General features: G+C 73.3%; 15 protein-coding genes. 3 read left to right on the forward strand and 12 right to left on the reverse strand.

Translation table 11 applies throughout. The features are described 5' to 3' along the window. Positions 1-45: 45 nt before the first annotated feature. Genes IEZ20_RS09450 through pdhA (IEZ20_RS09460) form a run of 3 tightly spaced genes read right to left on the reverse strand, consistent with a single transcriptional unit; the run spans position 46 to position 3,659 of the window. A complete protein-coding gene (locus tag IEZ20_RS09450) occupies positions 46-1,440 on the reverse strand; it encodes a dihydrolipoamide acetyltransferase family protein (RefSeq protein WP_189296430.1) in 1,395 nt (464 codons plus the stop codon). 10 nt (positions 1,441-1,450) lie between these two features. After that, on the reverse strand, positions 1,451-2,428 hold the full coding sequence (locus IEZ20_RS09455; protein WP_189296432.1) for an alpha-ketoacid dehydrogenase subunit beta: 978 nt from the start codon (positions 2,426-2,428) through the stop codon (positions 1,451-1,453). Between the two features lies 1 nt (position 2,429). Further along, positions 2,430-3,659, reverse strand: a complete 1,230-nt coding sequence (pdhA, locus tag IEZ20_RS09460) for a pyruvate dehydrogenase (acetyl-transferring) E1 component subunit alpha (RefSeq protein WP_189296433.1) — start codon at positions 3,657-3,659, stop codon at positions 2,430-2,432. Positions 3,660-4,161: 502 nt separating this feature from the next. Between pdhA (IEZ20_RS09460) and IEZ20_RS09465 the strand changes: the two genes are divergently transcribed. Then, positions 4,162-5,205 (forward strand): phosphotransferase, encoded by a 1,044-nt coding sequence (locus IEZ20_RS09465; protein WP_189296435.1) that lies wholly within the window; start codon positions 4,162-4,164, stop codon positions 5,203-5,205. A gap of 135 nt (positions 5,206-5,340) precedes the next feature. Here IEZ20_RS09465 and IEZ20_RS09470 read toward each other — a convergent pair whose 3' ends face one another. After that, on the reverse strand, positions 5,341-6,975 hold the full coding sequence (locus IEZ20_RS09470) for a protein kinase domain-containing protein (protein WP_189296437.1): 1,635 nt from the start codon (positions 6,973-6,975) through the stop codon (positions 5,341-5,343). Positions 6,976-7,318: 343 nt separating this feature from the next. Between IEZ20_RS09470 and IEZ20_RS09475 the strand changes: the two genes are divergently transcribed. Further along, positions 7,319-8,965, forward strand: coding sequence for a protein kinase domain-containing protein (locus IEZ20_RS09475; protein ID WP_189296439.1), 1,647 nt, complete (start codon positions 7,319-7,321; stop codon positions 8,963-8,965). 93 nt (positions 8,966-9,058) lie between these two features. Here the strand turns inward: IEZ20_RS09475 and IEZ20_RS09480 are convergent, their stop codons facing one another. Beyond that, positions 9,059-9,601 (reverse strand): bacterial proteasome activator family protein, encoded by a 543-nt coding sequence (locus tag IEZ20_RS09480; RefSeq protein ID WP_189296441.1) that lies wholly within the window; start codon positions 9,599-9,601, stop codon positions 9,059-9,061. 174 nt (positions 9,602-9,775) lie between these two features. Between IEZ20_RS09480 and IEZ20_RS09485 the strand changes: the two genes are divergently transcribed. After that, positions 9,776-10,528 carry a hypothetical protein gene (locus IEZ20_RS09485; RefSeq protein WP_189296443.1) on the forward strand — a complete coding sequence of 251 codons (753 nt, stop codon included), beginning with the start codon at positions 9,776-9,778 and terminating at the stop codon, positions 10,526-10,528. 26 nt (positions 10,529-10,554) lie between these two features. Here IEZ20_RS09485 and IEZ20_RS09490 read toward each other — a convergent pair whose 3' ends face one another. From IEZ20_RS09490 to pdhA (IEZ20_RS09520), 7 genes are read right to left on the reverse strand one after another with little or no spacing between them, the layout of a single operon-like run. Continuing rightward, positions 10,555-11,535: an NAD(P)H-quinone oxidoreductase gene (locus tag IEZ20_RS09490; RefSeq protein WP_189296444.1), complete on the reverse strand. Its 981-nt coding sequence runs from the start codon at positions 11,533-11,535 to the stop codon at positions 10,555-10,557. Positions 11,536-11,564: 29 nt separating this feature from the next. After that, the gene (locus IEZ20_RS09495; protein ID WP_189296446.1) at positions 11,565-12,662 is read right to left on the reverse strand and encodes a potassium channel family protein; all 1,098 of its coding nucleotides are present in this window, start codon (positions 12,660-12,662) and stop codon (positions 11,565-11,567) included. After that, entirely contained in the window at positions 12,659-14,044 is a 1,386-nt protein-coding gene (locus IEZ20_RS09500) for a molybdopterin molybdotransferase MoeA (protein ID WP_189296448.1), read from the reverse strand. The genes IEZ20_RS09495 and IEZ20_RS09500 overlap by 4 nt, the downstream gene beginning before the upstream one ends. Continuing rightward, positions 14,041-14,952, reverse strand: a complete 912-nt coding sequence (locus tag IEZ20_RS09505; protein ID WP_229895990.1) for an NTP transferase domain-containing protein — start codon at positions 14,950-14,952, stop codon at positions 14,041-14,043. The genes IEZ20_RS09500 and IEZ20_RS09505 overlap by 4 nt, the downstream gene beginning before the upstream one ends. Positions 14,953-14,998: 46 nt before the next feature. Next, the gene (locus tag IEZ20_RS09510; RefSeq protein ID WP_189296450.1) at positions 14,999-16,408 is read right to left on the reverse strand and encodes a dihydrolipoamide acetyltransferase family protein; all 1,410 of its coding nucleotides are present in this window, start codon (positions 16,406-16,408) and stop codon (positions 14,999-15,001) included. Beyond that, on the reverse strand, positions 16,408-17,412 hold the full coding sequence (locus IEZ20_RS09515; protein WP_189296452.1) for an alpha-ketoacid dehydrogenase subunit beta: 1,005 nt from the start codon (positions 17,410-17,412) through the stop codon (positions 16,408-16,410). Before IEZ20_RS09515 ends, IEZ20_RS09510 begins: the two co-directional genes overlap by 1 nt. Further along, on the reverse strand, positions 17,409-18,572 hold the full coding sequence (pdhA, locus tag IEZ20_RS09520) for a pyruvate dehydrogenase (acetyl-transferring) E1 component subunit alpha (protein WP_189296454.1): 1,164 nt from the start codon (positions 18,570-18,572) through the stop codon (positions 17,409-17,411). Before pdhA (IEZ20_RS09520) ends, IEZ20_RS09515 begins: the two co-directional genes overlap by 4 nt. Positions 18,573-18,679 lie beyond the last annotated feature (107 nt).

The raw sequence follows: 18,679 nt of genomic DNA on the forward strand, positions 1-18,679 counted from the left end.
CGGCCGCCCCCTTCGGTCTCAGACGTTACCCGCCGAGACGGGCACTCACGCCCAGGTGATCAACCTCTTCGGCTGTTCCAGGATCGCCGCGATATCCGCGAGGACCTTCGAGCCCAGTTCGCCGTCGACCAGGCGGTGGTCGAAGCTCAGGGCGAGGGTGGTGACCTGGCGCGGCTTCACCTTGCCCTTGTGGACCCACGGCTGGAGCTTGATCGCGCCGACCGCGAGGATCGCCGACTCGCCGGGGTTGAGGATCGGGGTGCCCGTGTCGACGCCGAAGACGCCGACGTTGGTGATGGTCACCGTGCCGCCCTGCATCGCCGCGGGCGAGGTCTTGCCCTCGCGGGCCGTCGACACCAGCTCGCCCAGCGCCTCCGCCAGCTGCGGGAGCGTCTTGTCCTGCGCGTCCTTGATGTTCGGGACGATCAGGCCGCGCGGGGTGGCCGCCGCGATGCCCAGGTTGACGTAGTGCTTGAGCACGATCTCCTGGTTGGCCTCGTCCCAGGACGCGTTGATCTCCGGGTTGCGCTTGATGGCGACCAGCAGGGCCTTGGCGATCAGCAGGAGCGGGTTGACCCGCAGGCCCTGCATCTCCTTGTCCTGCTTCAGCTCCTCGACCAGCTTCATCGTGCGGGTCACGTCCACCGTCACGAACTCCGTGACGTGCGGGGCCGTGAACGCCGAGCCGACCATGGCCGCCGCCGTGGCCTTGCGGACGCCCTTGACCGGGATCCGGGTCTCGCGGCCGGTGTCGTACGACGCCGCGGGAGCCGGGGCCGCGGGGGCGGCCGGGGCCGTCGCGACCGGGGCCGCCGGTTCGGCCGTCCGCGGTGTGGCCGCCGCGTGGACGTCCTCGCGGGTGATGACGCCGTCCGGGCCGGACGGGGTGATCGCGGCCAGGTCGACGCCCAGGTCCTTGGCCAGCTTGCGCACCGGGGGCTTGGCCAGCGGCCGCGGCTTCTCGGCGACCGCGCCGGCGTGGCCGTTCAGCTCCGCCTGGATCGCCTGCGCCGGTGCCGGGACGGTCACCTCGGGGCCCTTGCGCGGGCGGCGCTTGGTGGAGGACGTCGCCACGCCGTAGCCGACGAGGACCGGCTTCCGGCCCTCCGGCTGGGGCTCGGGCTCGGGCTCCTCGGCCGCCGGCTCGGTCCGCTCGGCGGGGGCCTCCGGCGCGGCACCGCCGGCCACGGCCACCGCGATGATGGGCGTGCCCACGTCGACCGTGGTGCCCTCGGGGAAGTGCAGCTCGCGGACCACGCCGTCGTAGGGGATGGGCAGTTCGACGGCCGCCTTCGCCGTCTCCACCTCGCAGACCACCTGGCCGTCCGTCACCGTGTCGCCCGGCTGGACGTACCACTTGAGGATCTCGGCCTCGGTGAGTCCCTCGCCCACGTCGGGCATCTTGAACTCGCGCACGGACGCTTCCGTCATCGTCGTCACGGCCCTCTCCTCAGTACGCCAGCGAGCGGTCGACGGCGTCGAGCACGCGGTCCAGGTCCGGCAGGTACGACTCCTCCAGGCGCGCCGGCGGGTACGGGGCGTGGTAGCCGCCGACGCGCAGGACCGGCGCCTCCAGGTGGTAGAAGCAGCGCTCGGTGATCCGGGCGGCGATCTCCGCGCCGGAGCCGAAGAACACCGGCGCCTCGTGCACCACGACCAGACGGCGGGTCTTCTCCACCGAGGCCTGGACGGCGTCGAAGTCGAGGGGGCTGACCGAGCGCAGGTCCAGGACCTCCAGGGACTTGCCCTCCTCGGCCGCCGCGTCCGCGGCCTCCTGGCACAGCTTCACCATCGGGCCGTAGGCGGCCAGGGTGAGGTCCGTGCCCTCGCGGACCACGCGCGCCTTGTGCAGCGGGGCGGGGATCGCCTCGGGGTCGACCTCGGCCTTGTCCCAGTAGCGCCGCTTGGGCTCGAAGTAGATCACCGGGTCGTCGCTCTGGATGGCCTGCTGCATCATCCAGTACGCGTCCGACGCGTTCGACGGCGAGACGATCTTCAGGCCCGCCACATGGGCGAACAGCGCCTCCGGCGACTCCGAGTGGTGCTCGACCGCGCCGATGCCGCCGCCGTAGGGGATGCGGACGACGACCGGCAGCTTCACCTTGCCCAGCGAGCGGGCGTGCATCTTGGCCAGCTGGGTGACGATCTGGTCGTAGGCCGGGAAGACGAAGCCGTCGAACTGGATCTCCACCACCGGGCGGTAGCCCCGCAGGGCCAGGCCGATCGCGGTGCCGACGATGCCGGACTCGGCGAGCGGCGTGTCGATGACCCGGCTCTCGCCGAAGTCCTTCTGCAGGCCGTCCGTCACGCGGAAGACACCGCCGAGCTTGCCGACGTCCTCGCCCATGATCAGGACCTTGGGGTCCGAGTCGAGGGCACGGCGCAGCGACTCGTTGATGGCCTTGGCCATCGCCATCTTCTCGGCCATCTCAGTGACCCCCTTCATCGGCGAACGACGCCTGGTAGGCGGCGAACTGGGCGCGCTCCTCGTCGACGAGCGCGTGCCCGTCCGCGTACACGTTCTCGAAGATGGCGAAGTGGTCCGGGTCGGGCATGGCGCGGACCGCTTCGCGCACTCGCTTGCCCAACGCTTCGGACTCGGCCTCGAGTTCCGCGAAGAATCCTTCGTCCGCGTGGTGTGAAGCCTCCAGGTACCGGCGCAGGCGCAGGATCGGGTCCTTCGCCTCCCACGCCAGCCGCTCCTCGTCGCCCCGGTAGCGGGTGGGGTCGTCGGAGGTGGTGTGGGCGCCCATGCGGTAGGTGAACGCCTCGACGAGGGTCGGGCCCTCGCCGTTGCGGGCGCGCTCCAGCGCCCGCTTGGTGACCGCGAGGCAGGCGAGCACGTCGTTGCCGTCGACCCGGACGCCGGGGAAGCCGTAGCCCTGCGCGCGCTGGTAGAGCGGGACGCGGGTCTGGCGCTCGGTCGGCTCGGAGATCGCCCACTGGTTGTTCTGGCAGAAGAACACCACCGGGGCGTTGTAGACCGCGGCGAAGGTGAACGATTCGGCGACGTCGCCCTGGCTGGAGGCGCCGTCGCCGAAGTAGGCGACGACCGCCGAGTCCGCGCCGTCCTTGGCCACGCCCATCGCGTAGCCGGTGGCGTGCAGCGTCTGGGAGCCGATGACGATCGTGTACAGCTGGAAGTTGTTGCTGTTGGGGTCCCAGCCGCCGTTGTTCACGCCGCGGAACATGCCGAGCAGGTTGGTCGGGTCGACCCCGCGGCACCAGGCGACGCCGTGCTCGCGGTAGGTCGGGAAGACGTAGTCGTCCTCGCGGGTGGCCCGGCCGGAGCCGATCTGGGCGGCCTCCTGGCCCAGCAGGGAGGCCCACAGGCCCAGCTCGCCCTGGCGCTGCAGGGAGGTGGCCTCGGCGTCGAAGCGGCGGGTGAGCACCATGTCGCGGTACAGGCCGCGGAGTTCCTCGGGCGTGATGCCGGCGACGTAGGCGTCGTACTCGGCGTTCTTGACCCGCTTGCCCTCCGGGGTCAGGAGCTGCACGAGTTCCGGTTCGGTGCTCTTCCTGGCGGTGCTGCGGGTGGTGCGCTGGGTGCCGGTGGCTCCGGTCCTGCCGGCGGTCGTGCCGGCCTTGGTGCCGGTGGTGCCGGCCTTGCCTGCGGCGGTGCGTCGCGGCTTGCGCGCGGCACTGCTCTCCACGGTCACGTGTGCTCCTCCGTCGTTCCGGCCCCCGGGGTTGCCGGTAGGCCAGTGCGGCTCACCTGTTTCGACCACCGGGGCACGGGGTGGGTGCCACTCGGCCGGGAACAGGCGTGACAGGTGCCCCGGCGAGCGCCCTGCAACCATCACGTTACCCAGTGCCCCACATTTCTGTGAAACCCCGTTTGACCTGCGATTTTGCTTGGATTTCCAAGTAAATCCAGGTGGTGTGAAAGCACGCTGGTCACAGCCTTGCGCCTGTTCGGAGCAACCGCACGTTATCCCGCGCACCCAGGTCACGGGAAGACTTTCATGTGAGACTGACCTCGCACACGAAGGCGGAAATTCCGGGTATTTCTGTTCGACAACCCGCTCGATAACCCGCATGGCCGCAGCCGCCGTCCACAGGAAAGCGGAAAAGCCCGTCGCGTGACCGAAAGCGACCGTCGGCGACTGCCTGTGACAAGCCCCAGCTCACAGGGGCTGCGCTTGCCCTAACATCTGGCGCGTGCCGCGCTCATGTGTACCACCCCCCGTCCCCCATGCGCCCCCTCTTGGCGCCCTGCTCCGCCTGTACGCCGCCGGAACCGCCCTCACCTGTGAGCCGGTCGACCAGGGCCTCCTGAACCGCGGCTACCGGCTGTGCACCACCAGCGGCCGCTACTTCCTCAAGCACCACTTCGATCCGGACACCGCCGACCCGGCCGCCATCGAACGCCGGCACCGGGCCACCCAGCGCCTCGCCGACCTCGGCGTCCCGGTCCCGCTGCCCCTGGCACACCGCGAGGGGCGCACGGTCGCCGTCATCGGCGGCCACGCCTACGCCCTGCACCCCTGGATCGACGGCAGGCACCGCCACGGCGGCCAGCTCACCCGCGGGGAGAGCGCACGCCTCGGCGCTCTCCTGGGGGCCGTGCACGCCTGCCTGGAGCGCGTGATGCCGCCCAAGGGGCGCACGCGCCCGGCGACGAGCCCGCATCCGGTGGAGAGCGCCGACCCGGCCGACACCTTCGCCCTCATCGACGACCTGCTCGCCCATGTGCACCGGCACCGGCCCGCCGACGCCTTCGACGAACTCGCCCGGCACCGGCTGCTGGAGCGCCGCGCCCTCCTGGAACAGCACGCGGACCGGCGTCCGCCGCGCGGCGGCTCGGTGGGCTGGGTGCACGGCGACTTCCACCCGTTCAACCTGCTCTACCGGGACGACACCCCCGCGGCCATCGTGGACTGGGACCGGCTCGGTGTGCAGCCGCGCGCGGAGGAGGCCGTACGCGCCGCCGTGATCTTCTTCGTCCGGCCCGGCGGCACGCTGGACCTGCCGAAAGTGCGTGCCTACGCGCACGCGTACCGGCGTGCGGCCGGCGCCACGCCCTCGGAACTGGCGGCGGCCGTGCACCGGGTGTGGTGGGAGCGGCTGAACGACTTCTGGATGCTGCGCTGGCACTACGAGCGCGGTGACACGCGCGCGGACTGCCAGTTCCCGGCAGCGTCGGCGCTCGCCGTGTGGTGGACGCGCGAGTACGACGCGGTGTGCGACGCGTTCGTGGAGTGAGCCGGGCGAGCGGCCGGCGTCACCTCGGGTGAGGCCGGCCGCGCGGGCGGTCCGCCTCACCTCGGGGCGAGGCCGGCCGCGCGGGCGTTCTGTGGCGCCTCAGGGTGCGGCCGGCCCGGTCGCCGTGGGTGTCCTTCAACCGGTGGTGTCGCCGACCGTGCCCTCGGTCGTGGTGCCCGTGTCCGTACCGCCGACGTCGGCGCCCGCGTCCGTGCCCCCGGCGTCGGTGCCCGCGTCCGTGCCCCCGGCATCGGTGCCCGCGTCGGTCCCGCCGTCCGTCGTCGTGCCCGTGGTCTGCGACGGCGTGGTCTGCGGGGTCGACGGCTCGCTGCTCGGGGTCGAGGGGGTCGACTGCGGCTGGCTGTACGACGGCGTGGACGCCGGCGGCCAGCCGGAGCCGGTGCCCGTGCCCGAGCCGCCGGTCTCCGTGGACGGGTCCGAGGGCTCGCCGGTGTCGTCGTCGGTCGGGGTCGCGGAGGGCGACTTCTCCTTCGTGTCCTTGGAGTGCGTCGACGTCGGCTTGGTGTCGGTGCCGTTGCCGCCGGTGCCGCCCGTGTTCTTCAGCGCCAGGGCGACGCCCGCCGCGATCGCGATCACCGCGAGCACGGCGAGGATCCACAGCTTGCCGCGTCCGCTGCCCCTGTTGCCGTGGCCCTCGAAGCCGCCGTCGTCGCCGTTGCCGTAGCCCGTGGGCAGGATCGGCTGCGGGATCTGCGTGGTGCCGCCCGCGTCCACGGGGTGCGGCATGACGGTCGTCCCGGCGAAGCCGGCCGAGGGGGTGTGCCGGCCGTCGTGCGTCTCCACCGGGCCGGTGTTCCAGGTGCCGGTGTGGCCGCCCTGGTCGTACAGCATCTGCAGGCCGTACTGGACCAGGCCGCGCATCTCCTCGGCCGTCTGGAAGCGGTCGTCGGGGTCCTTGGCGAGGGAGCGCATGACCAGGCCGTCCAGCTCCGGCGGGCAGGTCCCGTCGGTGACCTGCGACGGCGGCACCGGCATGTCCTGGACGTGCTGGTAGACCACCGACAGCGGGGTCTCGCCGGTGAACGGGGGCCGCAGCGAGAGGAGTTCGTACAGCAGGCAGCCGGTGGCGTAGAGGTCGGAGCGGTGGTCGACGGCCTTGCCGAGCGCCTGCTCCGGGGAGAGGTACTGCGGGGTGCCCATGACCATGCCGGTCTGCGTCATCGTTGTCGAGGCGCCGTGCAGGGCGCGGGCGATGCCGAAGTCCATCACCTTGACCGCACCGCTGTCGGTGATGATGACGTTCGCCGGCTTGATGTCACGGTGGACGATGCCGTGCTGGTGCGAGTAGGCAAGTGCCTCCAGCACGCCGGAGACGATGATCAGGGCCTGCTCGGGTCCCGGCGCCTCGGCGTTCATCAGCAGGTCGCGGATGGTGCGGCCCTCGACCAGCTCCATGACGATGTACGGCACGGACTGGCCGCCCACGACGTCCTCGCCGGAGTCGTACACGGCGACGATCGCGTGGTGGTTGAGGCCGGCGACCGACTGTGCCTCGCGGGTGAACCGGGCCTTGGAGACGGGGTCCTCGGCCAGGTCGGCGCGGAGCAGCTTGACCGCCACCGTACGGCCCAGACGGACGTCCTCGGCCGCGAACACCTCGGCCATGCCGCCCCGGCCCAGCCGGTGCGTGAGCCGGTACCGGCCGTCGCCGACGAGCCCGCCGTTGCCCCACAGCTCCGGCGCGTCTGACATGCCGCCGCCAGTCGCCTCGGGGTCGGACGGGCCCTGAGAGCGCTGCGTCTGTGCCATCAGTCCTCGCCGTCGTTTCTGCCCGCGGTGCGCGCGGTGTTGTTACGGTCTCCGTCGGCCACGCTACAGCCTCCGCGGGCGCCACCGGTTCGGAACGGCAACCGGGACCGACCCGGGACGGACCGGTCATGAAACCTCTAGCACGCGCTGTCGTGCAAATTCTGTGTGCCGGTCGTACACCCCTGGTAACGCTTGCGCGACGCTTCTTGCGCGTACGGTCACGGAACGGGCACCGAGCTTGACGTGTCAGTGCCCTGGGGCAGACTTGGCCGGGAATGACACATTCGATCAAGGCCTGTTCGATGGATGACGGCGCCGGACGGCCAGTGGGGGACGCGGAGAGATGAGCCAGGACGGCGCACACGGCCGGTACGCGGGGCAGGCGCTGGCCGGAGGCCGCTACCAGCTGCGCGACTTGCTGGGCGAGGGCGGCATGGCCTCGGTGCACCTCGCGTACGACTCCGTGCTGGACCGCCAGGTCGCGATCAAGACGCTCCACACCGAACTCGGCAGGGAACAGGCCTTCCGCGAGCGCTTCCGCCGTGAGGCGCAGGCCGTGGCCAAGCTCACGCACACCAACATCGTCTCCGTCTTCGACACCGGCGAGGACGAGCTGACCGGCATGGCGACGCCGTACATCGTCATGGAGTACGTCGAGGGCCGGCCGCTGGGCTCCGTGCTGGAGGAGGACATCCGGCAGTACGGCGCGATGCCCGCCGACAAGGCGCTGAAGATTACCGCCGACGTGCTCGCCGCGCTGGAGATCAGCCATGAGAAGGGGCTGGTCCACCGGGACATCAAGCCGGGCAACGTGATGGTGACCAAGCGCGGCGTGATCAAGGTGATGGACTTCGGCATCGCCCGCGCCATGCAGTCCGGCGTCACCTCGATGACCCAGACCGGCATGGTCGTCGGCACCCCGCAGTACCTCTCGCCCGAGCAGGCCCTCGGTCGCGGCGTGGACGCCCGCTCCGACCTGTACTCGGTCGGCATCATGCTGTTCCAGCTGGTCACCGGGCGGCTTCCGTTCGACGCGGACTCGCCGCTGGCGATCGCCTACGCGCATGTGCAGGAGGAGCCGGTGGCGCCCTCCTCGGTCAACCGCGCGCTGCCGCCCGCCGTGGACGCGCTGGTCGCCCGCGCGCTGAAGAAGAACCCGAACGAGCGCTTCCCCACCGCCGAGTCCATGCGCGACGAGTGCCTGCGGATCGCCGCCTCCTTCCAGGCGGCCCCGCCGAGCATCGTGCCGGGCGCCGGGCCGACGCAGAGCGGCGCGGGCGTGGGCTCCGCGGTGTTCCCGCCGGTCGACCAGGCAGCCCCGGCACCGCACGGGCAGGTCCAGACGCCGTACCAGCCGGCCCCGGCCCCCACCCCGGCCCCGAACCCGTACGGCCACCCGACGCCCGCTCCCTCCTACGGCTACCCGCAGCAGGGCGGCTACCAGACGCCCCCGGCCGGGTACGGCCCGCAGGCCGCCGCCCAGACCCCGCCGCCGTACACGATCGCGCCGCAGACCGCCGGGCAGCCGGCCGGCCGGCCCGGTGGCCGCAAGAAGCGGCCGGTGGTCGTCGGCTCCATCGCGGTGGCGGCCGTCGTGGTCGTCGGCGTGGTCGTCGCGCTGACGCTGAAGAGCGCCGGCGAGGACATCAAGGGCAGCGGCGGATCGAGCCCCTCGGCGTCCGCGTCCCACCGCGCGGGCTACCGCGAGCCGGACCGCACCCGGACGATCGACAAGTCGAAGTGCACCGACCCGCAGGAGTCGTGGAAGGACCCGGACAAGGTCGAGCTGCCCGACTTCCGCTACAAGGACATCAACTCCGTGAAGGAGTGCCTGCAGGCCGCGGGCTGGAAGTGGAACGTCGACGACGAGGACGACAACACCTGGCCCGACGGGGCCGTCCTGCAGCAGTTCCCCGAACAGGGCACCGACGTCGACCCGGACAACGTCGAGATCCAGCTGAGCGTCTCCACGGGCAACCCGCCGCAGTGAGCGGCCCGGACCGGCGGTCCGGGGCATAGGTCGGGCCCGGCGGTCGTCCGCCGGGCCCTGCGTGTGCCGTGCCGGATGGGGTGGGTGGGCTGCTTACAGGTACGGGCCGCCCGAGCGGCCGCCCGGGTGGTGCTCGTCGCCGCCCTCGTGGCCGGACATGCCCGGCGGGAGGGCGCGGCGCATCTGCTCCAATTGGGCCCGCGCGGCCATCTGCTGGGCGAACAGCGTCGTCTGGATCCCGTGGAAGAGACCCTCCAGCCAGCCCACCAACTGCGCCTGCGCGATCCGCAGTTCCGCGTCGCTCGGCGTGGCGTCGTCGTTGAACGGCAGGGAGAGCCGCTCCAGCTCCTCGACCAGCTCGGGGGCCAGGCCGTCCTCCAGCTCCTTCACCGAGCTGGCGTGGATCTCCTTCAGCCGGACCCGGCTGGCCTCGTCGAGGGGAGCCGCGCGCACCTCCTCCAGCAGCTGCTTGATCATGCTGCCGATGCGCATGACCTTGGCCGGCTGCTCCACCTGTTCCGTCACCGGGGTCTCACGGGAGTCGTCGTCCCCGCCGCCGCCGAGCGCCATCCCGTCCTGACCCACGACGAGGATCTGGGGATTCTCCGGCGACCGTTCGTTCCTCGGCATCTCCATGCCGCCATTCTCTCGCACGCCACCACCTCATCACCGTGGTGCCCCCTCGTGGCGCTGATCCACCGTTTAGACCCGACGGCCCAATCCGGAATGCCCCCTGTGTCATTGGATGTGAGGCTTATTCCCGTTGGTTTTCCATAGGTCACGACACCTGGGCTCCGGGAGGTCACCGACGTGACTCCACGCCTGCGACACAGACTCCACTGCGTCCCGCTGCTGGTCGCCCTCACGACGGCGGCCCTGCCGGCGTACGGCACCGCCGTCGCGTACGGCGGCCCGCCCGCCCGTGTCACGGAGCCGGGCTCCGCCCGCCCGTCCGCCACGGGACACCGGGACCAGCGGCCCGACGAGGACACGGCCCGCGCGGAAGCGGCTCGGGAGGACACCGCTCCGAGCCGCGGACAGCCGGAACCGGAGGCGTCCGAGCAGAGCCCGCCGGGCCGGGACGGCCCGGACCAGGCGCATGCCACTCCGGCCGCCCCCGCGCACCAGGCCTCACCGGCCGCCGTGCCGATGCCGTCCGACTCCGCCTCGGCGTCGGTCCGCCCCTACCGTCCGCTCGCCTCGGTCGAACCGTCCCGGGCGGGCAGCCGGGCCGGCGAGGGGCGGATGCGGCCGGGCCGGCCCGACGGGCCCGCGGCCGAGGTGGAGGGCGACGACGACCCGCCTCCCGCCACCCCCGTCGCCCGGCCGGAGGAACCGGAGGAACCGGAGACCGCCGAGATACCCGGCGCCTCCTCGCCCTCCGGGGAGGCCCGCCTCGACCCGGACGGACGTCCGGCGGAACCCGCCGCCCAGCAGGCGGCCCAGCAGGGCGAGGCCCCCACGGAGCCGGTCCTGCGCATCCTCCCGCTGGGCAGCGGCCTGGTCCTCATCGGGCTCGGCCTGGGGCTCGCCCTGCTGGGCCTGAGACTGCGCAGGAGCTGACCGCCCGGCACCACCCGGTCCCGCCGCTACGGCACGACCAGCAGCACCTTGCCGACGTGCCCGCTCTCCTCCACCAGCCGGTGTGCCTCGGCCGCCTGCGGCATCGGCAGCTCGCGGTCCACGACCGGACGGACGTGCCCGGCGGCCAGCAGGGGCCACACGTGCTCGCGTACGGCGGCGACGATGGCCGCCTTCTCGTCCAGCGGACGGGCGCGCAGCGAGGTCGCGCTGATCGCCGCCCGCTTGCCGAGCAGCGCGCCGATGTTCAGCTCGCCCTTCGCGCCGCCCTGCATGCCGATGATCGCGAGGCGCCCGTTGACGGCGAGGGCCTGGACGTTGCGGTCCAGGTACTTGGCGCCCATGTTGTCGAGGATGACGTCGGCACCCGCGCCGCCGGTGGCCTGCCTGATCTCCTCGACGAAGTCCTGCTCGCGGTAGTTGATCAGCACGTCGGCGCCCAGCTCGGCGCAGCGGTCGAGCTTCTCCTTCGTGCCGGCGGTCACCGCCACCCTGGCGCCGACGGCCTTGGCCAGCTGGATCGCCATGGTCCCGATGCCGCTGGAGCCGCCGTGGACCAGCAGGGTCTCGCCCGGGCGCAGGTGGGCGACCATGAACACGTTGGACCAGACGGTGCAGACCACCTCCGGCAGCGCCGCCGCCCGGGTGAGGTCGACGCCCTCGGGCACGGGCAGCAGCTGCCCGGCCGGTACGGCGACCTTCTCCGCGTATCCGCCGCCCGCGAGCAGCGCGCAGACCGGGTCACCCACGGCCCAGCCGGAGACGCCGGTACCCAGTGCGGCGATCCGGCCGGAGCACTCCAGGCCGGGGTAGGGGGAGGCGCCGGGCGGCGGGTCGTAGAAGCCCTGGCGCTGCAGGACGTCGGCGCGGTTCACGGCGCTGGCCACCACCTCGACCAGCACCTCGCCCTCGCCGGGTACCGGATCGGGGACCTCGTCCCACACCAGCGCCTCGGGACCACCAGGTTCGGGAATCGTGATCGCATGCATGCCCGTGACGCTACTCCCCGGGGGGCCGGTCACTCGTCCGGCAGGGGGCGGGTGTCCGGGGTGACCTGGATTCCGGGGGTGGCGCGGACGATGGTGATGAGCCGGTCCGTCAGCTGGAGGGTGCCGACGGACGGGTCGTCGTAGCCGAGCACCCGGTGACCGCGTATGACGCTCACCACCAGGTCGTCCGTCTCGCGCGGCCTGACGCCCACCTCGGAGCGGACCACCGGCCGTTCGACGAGGTCCAGCCCGCTGCCCTGCTGGATGAGGTCCTCCATCACCATGCCGGCGGCGGGGCTGAGCACGGAGAGGCCGAGCAGGCGGCCGGCCGCACCGGAACTGGTGATGACGGCGTCGGCGCCGGACTGCTTGAGCAGCGGGGCGTTCTCCTCCTCGCGCACCGCGGCCACGATCTTGGCGCTGCGGTTGAGCTGGCGGGCCGTCAGCGTGACGAGGACGGAGGTGTCGTCGCGCTGCGGGGCGACGATGATCTGCCGGGCCCGGTGCACCTCGGCCCGGGTGAGCACGTCACTGCGGGTGGCGTCGCCTATGACCCCGGCGTAGCCCTCCGCGTTCGCCGCGTCGACCGCCTTGGAGCTGGGGTCGACCACGACCACCTGCTCCTTCTTCAAGCCGGTCGCGCAGACGGTCCGGATGGCCGACCGCCCCTTCGTGCCGAAACCGATGACGACGGTGTGATCGCGCAACGTGGACCTCCAGCGGTTCAGGCGCCACTCCTCACGGGTCCGTTCGGTGAGGACCTCCAGCGTGGTGCCGACCAGGATGATCAGGAACAGCACGCGCAGGGGCGTGATGACGAAGATGTTGGCGAGCCGGGCGCCGTCGCTGACCGGGGTGATGTCGCCGTATCCGGTGGTGGAGAGGGTGACGGTCGCGTAGTAGAACGCGTCGAGCAGGTCGACGGTGCCGTCGGCGTTGTCGTGGTAGCCGTCGCGGTCCGCCCAGACGACCATCGCGGTGGCGACGAGCACCACCAGGGCCATGATCAGCCGCTTGAGGACCTGGCGGATCGGGCGCTCCACCACTTTTCTCGGCAGGACCACCCGATGGGTCACCAGGTGTTCGCCCGCTTGGCGGGCTATGGCGTCGTGACCCGGAAGTTTCACGTGAAACACACCCCGATCCCGCCGGTCGCCCACGGCAGGTCCAGCAGCTCCGTCTCCTCGCCCTGCCGGGCCCCGCCCGGCGGTACGACGGCCAGCGCGTCGGCGGCGGCGATGCCCCGGAGCATGGCCGGGCCGTTGTAGTGCAGCGGCACGGCATGGTCGCCGCGCAGCACCACGGGGATGAGCCGGGTGTCGTGCGGATGCCCGTGCACGGCCTCTCGGAGCGGCAGCGTGTACGGCTCGGGGGCGGGGTGGGCGGCGAGGGTCCGCAGCAGCGGTTCGGCCAGGGTGAGCAGTCCGGAGACGGCCGCGAGGGGGTTGCCGGGCAGGCCGACGAGGTGCTGGTGGTCCTTGGTGCGGGCCAGCAGCATGGGGTGGCCGGGGCGGACCTTGACGCCGTCGACGAGGAGTTCGGCGCCGATGCGCTCCAGGACCGGATGGACGTGGTCGACGGGTCCGGAGGCGGTACCGCCCGTGGTGACGATCAGGTCGGCGTCGGAGCGGGTGACCGCCTTGTGCAGCGCCCGGGCGTCGTCGCCGATCCGGCGTACGGCGAGGACGTCGGCGCCGAGCGCACGCAGCCACGGCGGCAGCATGGGGCCGAGGGCGTCCCTGATCAGCCCGTCGTGCGGCAGCCCCTCGGTCAGCAACTCGTCGCCGAGGACGAGGACTTCGGCCCGGGGCCGGGGGACGACGGTGACCGTGTCGTAGCCGGCCGCCGCGGCGAGGCCCAGGACGGCGGGGGTGACCAGGGTGCCGACCGGCAGCAACTGGTCACCGCTGCGGCACTCCTGGCCGCGGGGGCGGATGTCCTGGCCGTGGAGCATCTCGCGGGTGGTGTGCAGGCGGCCCTGGGCGTCGATCCGGCCGTGCTCGCTGCGCAGGACGGCGGTGGTGTCGGCGGGAATGCGGGCGCCGGTGGCGATACGGACCGCCTCGCCGTCGGTGAGCGGCTCGGGCTGCGCGTGCCCGGCCAGCACGCCTTCCTCCCGTACGTGCCAGGGGCCGGGGCCGGCGACCGCCCAGCCGTCCATCGCGGAGGTGTCGAAGGAGGGCAGGTCGGTGAGCGCGTCGAGCGGGGCGGCCAGGGCCCGTCCGAGGGCGTCGTCGAGTGGTACGGAGACGGGGGCGCGGCGGGCGCGCGAGCGGGCGGCGCGGGCGGCGGCCTCCCGGGCCTGGGCCCAGGGGGTGGCCCGGTGGCGCTCGGCGGGCTGTTCGCCGGACGTCTGCGGGACGGGCGCGGACGCCCGGCCGGGGCCGTCGCCCGCGCCGTCGTTCCGGTGCTCCCGGTCGGGTTCCCTCACCAGGGCCAGGGCCTCCTCGACGTCGAGGTCGTCGGTGTCTTCGGCGGGCGCCTCGGCCCGGGTGCCGGGGGCGGTCATCCGGCGTCCGGGGCGCTCGGGCCCCCGCTGCTCGCGTCCCTGCCCGGGGCGTTCTCTTCCTCCCAGCGCAGGGCCAGCGCGGCGGCCTTGCGGGCGGCCTCGGCGACGGCCTCCGGGCCGCCCCCGGCCCGCGCCGCGGCGTAGCCCACGAGGAAGGTGGTCAGCGGGGCCGCGGGGCGGGCCACGCCGTGGGCTGCGTCACGGGCCAGGTCGAGCAGGACGCCGGTGTCGACGTCCAGGTCGATGCCCAGCTCGTCCTTGACTGCGGAGATCCATTCATCCAACACGTGCCCATGCTCCCTGATCCGTGTCCTGGCGTCGGCGAGGTCGTCCCAGGTGTCGCAGTCGAAGGACGCGAGCGGGTCGGGGACGCGGGTGAGCTCGAGGGCACCGGTGAGCCGGCGCAGGGGCAGCCCGGCGAGGCCGTCGTGCGCGGCGGCGAGGGCGGTCAGCTCGCGGCGCAGGGCGGCGGTGCGGTAGGCGGCCACGAGGGGCTGGTCGCGGCCGTCGGTGTCGGTGAGCAGCGCGCCGTCGGCGCCGGTTTCCTGAACGGCGGTCAGCAGGCGCTGGAGCGTGGCCGCTTGGAGGAAGGGCAGGTCGGCGGAGAGGACGACGGTGTGCGCGGCCGTGGTGAGCCGCAGACCGGCCTCCAGCGCGGCGACCGGCCCGCCGCCGGGCGGCTCCTCGCGCGCCCAGCGCACCGGGCGGGTGGTGGGCCGGGGCGCGGCCACGACGACGGTCGTCGCCGCGCCGGCGCAGGCCCCGAGCACCCGGTCGAGCAGCGCGCGCCCGCCGACCCTGAGGCCGGGCTTGTCGGCCCCGCCGAGCCGCCGGGCGGCACCGCCGGCCAGTACGACGGCGTCGTACGGAGCGGGGGTCCCGGGGGCGGCGGGCGCGGTGTCGGTCACCCTCCGAGTATGTCCTGTGGCTCCCTTCTTCCGGACCCGGCGTGGGTCACAGCGTGCGCAGCAGCACCGCCGGCTGTTCCACGCAGTCCGCCACATACCGCAGGAAGCCGCCCGCCGTGCCGCCGTCGCACACCCGGTGGTCGAAGGTGAGCGAGAGCTGGACGACCTGGCGGACGGCCAGCTCGCCCTCGTGCACCCACGGCTTGGGGACGATGCGGCCGACGCCCAGCATGGCCGCCTCGGGGTGGTTGATGATCGGGGTGGAGCCGTCGACGCCGAAGACTCCGTAGTTGTTCAACGTGAAGGTCCCGCCGGTGAGTTCCGCGGGGGTGAGCGTCCCGGCGCGGGCGGACTCGGTGAGCCGGGCGAACTCGGCGGTCAGGGACTCCGCGTCGCGCGCGTGGGCGTCCCGGACGACGGGCACGACCAGGCCGCGTTCGGTCTGGGCGGCGAACCCGAGGTGGACCTGGTCGAGCCGGACGATCTCGCGGGCCTCGGTGTCGACGAAGGAGTTCAGCTCGGGGAACCGGGCCAGGGCGGCCGTGCAGATCCGGGCGAGCAGCGCGAGCAGGGAGATCTTCGGTCCCCCGGCGGCGTTCATGGCGGTGCGCGCACGCATGAGTTCGGTCGCGTCGGCGTCGACCCAGCAGGTCGCGTCCGGGATCTCCCGGCGGCTGCGGGAGAGCTTGTCGGCGACGGCACCGCGCACGCCCTTGAGCGGGACCCGGGCTCCGTCCCCGGCCCGGGGGGCCGCCGCGGGAGCCCGCACGGCCGGTTCCCCGCCCGTCGGCGCCGCCGCGGAGGCCGGTACGACCGGTTCCCCGGCCGTGCGGGTCCTTCCCGCCCCGGCCCGCAGCGCGTCCTCGACGTCCGCGCGCAGGATGAGCCCGTCCGGCCCGGAGCCGGCCAGCCGGCGCAGGTCGACGCCGTTGTCCCGGGCCAGCCTGCGTACGAGGGGGGAGATCACGGGGACCGGCCCCTCGGCGGGCGGGGACGCCTGCGTCGCCGCCGGGGCCGGTGTCGGGTCGGAGGCGGGGGCCGGTGCAGGTGCGTGCACGCGCGCGTGGGGGGCCGCCGAGGCGGTCCCGGGCCGCCGCGCCTGCCCGTCGACGCCGGCCGTGCCCGCCCGGACCCTTCTGCGGCGGGCCGCCGGGGCCTGGGTGCCGTAGCCCACCAGGACGTTGCCGGAGCCCTCCGGCTCCGCCGCCGGTTCGCCGACGGCGACCGTCAGGAGCGGGGCGCCGACGGGCAGTTCGGTGCCCTCCTCGCCGAAGCGGGCGGTGACCACACCGCCGTAGGGGCAGGGCACCTCGACCATCGCCTTGGCCGTCTCGACCTCGACCACCGGCTGGTCGATGGCGACCACGTCGCCGACCTTGACCAGCCAGCGGACGATCTCCGCCTCGGTGAGCCCCTCACCGAGGTCGGGCAGCTTGAACTCCAGCACCTGAGCCATCAGCCCTCGGCCTCCCACTGCAGCCGGGCCACGGCGTCCAGGATGCGGTCGACGCCGGGCAGGTGGTGCCGCTCCAGCATGGGCGGCGGGTACGGGATGTCGAAGCCGGCCACGCGCAGCACCGGCGCCTCCAGGTGGTGGAAGCAGCGCTCGGTGATGCGGGCCGCGATCTCGCCGCCCGGTCCGCCGAAGCCGGTGGACTCGTGGACGACGACGGCACGGCCGGTGCGCCGGACGGCCGCGCAGACCGTCTCGTCGTCGAACGGCACCAGTGAGCGCAGGTCGACGACCTCCAGGTCCCAGCCCTCGGCCCGGGCGGCCTCGGCGGCCTCCAGGCAGACCGGCAGCGAGGGGCCGTAGGTGATGAGCGTGGCGCTGGTGCCGGGCCGCCGGACCACCGCGCGGCCGATCGGCTCGACGTCCGTCGGCTGCTCGGGGTTCCAGCTGTCCTTCGACCAGTACAGCCGCTTGGGTTCCAGGAAGACGACCGGGTCGTCGGAGGCGATGGCCTGGCGCAGCAGCCCGTAGGCGTCGGCGACGGTGGCCGGGGTGACGACGTGCAGGCCCGGGGTCGCGATGTAGTAGGCCTCGGAGGAGTCGCTGTGGTGCTCGACGCCGCCGATGCCGCCGCCGTAGGGGACGCGGACGGTGATCGGCAGGGGCATCCTTCCGCGCGTGCGGTTGCGCATACGGGAGACATGGCTGATCAGCTGCTCGAACGCCGGGTAGGCGAAGGCGTCGAACTGCATCTCCACCACCGGCCGGAGGCCGTACATGGCCATGCCGACGGCGGTGCCGAGGATGCCGGCCTCGGCGAGCGGGGTGTCGGTGCAGCGGTCCTCGCCGAACTCCTTGGCGAGGCCGTCGGTGACCCGGAAGACCCCGCCGAGGGTGCCGACGTCCTCGCCCATGACGTGCACGGTGGGGTCGGCGGCCATCGCGTCGCGCATCGCGCGCGTGAGGGCCTGCGCCATGGTGGCGGGCTTGACGGCGACGGTGGTCATCGGGCGCCGCCTTCCGGCGTGCCGGGCTCGCCGTGCTGCTCCTGCTCGGCCTCCAGCTCGGCCCGCAACACGGCCCGCTGTTCGCGCAGTTGCGAGGTGCTCTCGGCGTAGACGTGGTCGAAGAGGTCCATGGGGTCGAGGTCGGGGTCCTGGTTCATGCGGTCCCTCAGGGCGGCGGCCATCGTCTCGGCGTCCTGCCGGGCCGCCTCGATGCCGGCCTCGTCGAGCAGGCCGCGGGTGGTCAGTTCGCGTTCCAGCAGGCCGATCGGGTCGTGGGCGCGCCAGGCGTCGACCTCGGCGTCACCGCGGTACCGGGTGGCGTCGTCGGCGTTGGTGTGGGCGTCGATGCGGTACGTCACCGCCTCGACCAGGGTGGGGCCGCCGCCCGCGCGCGCGTGGCGTACGGCGTCGCGGAGGACCTCGTGCACGGCCGCGGCGTCGTTGCCGTCGACCAGCCGGCCCGGCATGCCGTACCCGACGGCCTTGTGGGCCAGGGAGGGGGCGGCGGTCTGCTTGGCGAGCGGGACGGAGATGGCGAAGCCGTTGTTCTGCACCAGGAAGACGACCGGTGCCTGCCAGACGGCGGCGAAGTTCAGCGCCTCGTGGAAGTCGCCCTCGCTGGTGCCGCCGTCGCCGACCATGGCGAGCGCGACCACGTCGTCACCCTTGATGCGGGCGGCGTGCGCGAGGCCGACGGCGTGCGGCAGCTGGGTGGCGAGCGGGGTACTGAGCGGGGCCACCCGGTGGGCGTAGGGGTCGTAGCCGCTGTGCCAGTCGCCGCGCAGCAGGGTGAGCGCCTCGGCGGGGTCCACGCCCCGGGCGACGACGGCGAGCGTGTCGCGGTAGCTGGGGAAGAGCCAGTCGCGCTCCTCCAGGGCCAGGGCGGCGGCGATCTCGCAGGCCTCCTGGCCGGTGCTGGACGGGTAGACGGCGAGCCGGCCCTGTTTGGTGAGCGCGGTGGCCTGCGTGTTGTAGCGGCGGCCGCGCACCAGCTGGGCGTAGAGCCGGAGCAGCAGGTCGGGGTCGGTCTTCCCGGCCGCCTCGGTGCCGAGGACGCGGTAGGGCTCGGCGTCGGGCAGCAGCGGCGCGGGGTCCATACGGGGCTGCCAGGCGGGCGGCGGCGATGGCCGGTACGCGCCCCGCTGCTCCAGAACCGTCATGACGGCACCTCCTCGTGGGAGCGGCTACGGGAGGCGTGTCGGCTGTGACCCGCCTCACCAACCGATTGTTCGGTCGCCGGCACATTTTGGCTACAGGCACCTCAAGG

It is taken from the genome of Streptomyces cinerochromogenes (genome assembly GCF_014648635.1).
GTDB lineage: Bacteria > Actinomycetota > Actinomycetes > Streptomycetales > Streptomycetaceae > Streptomyces > Streptomyces cinerochromogenes.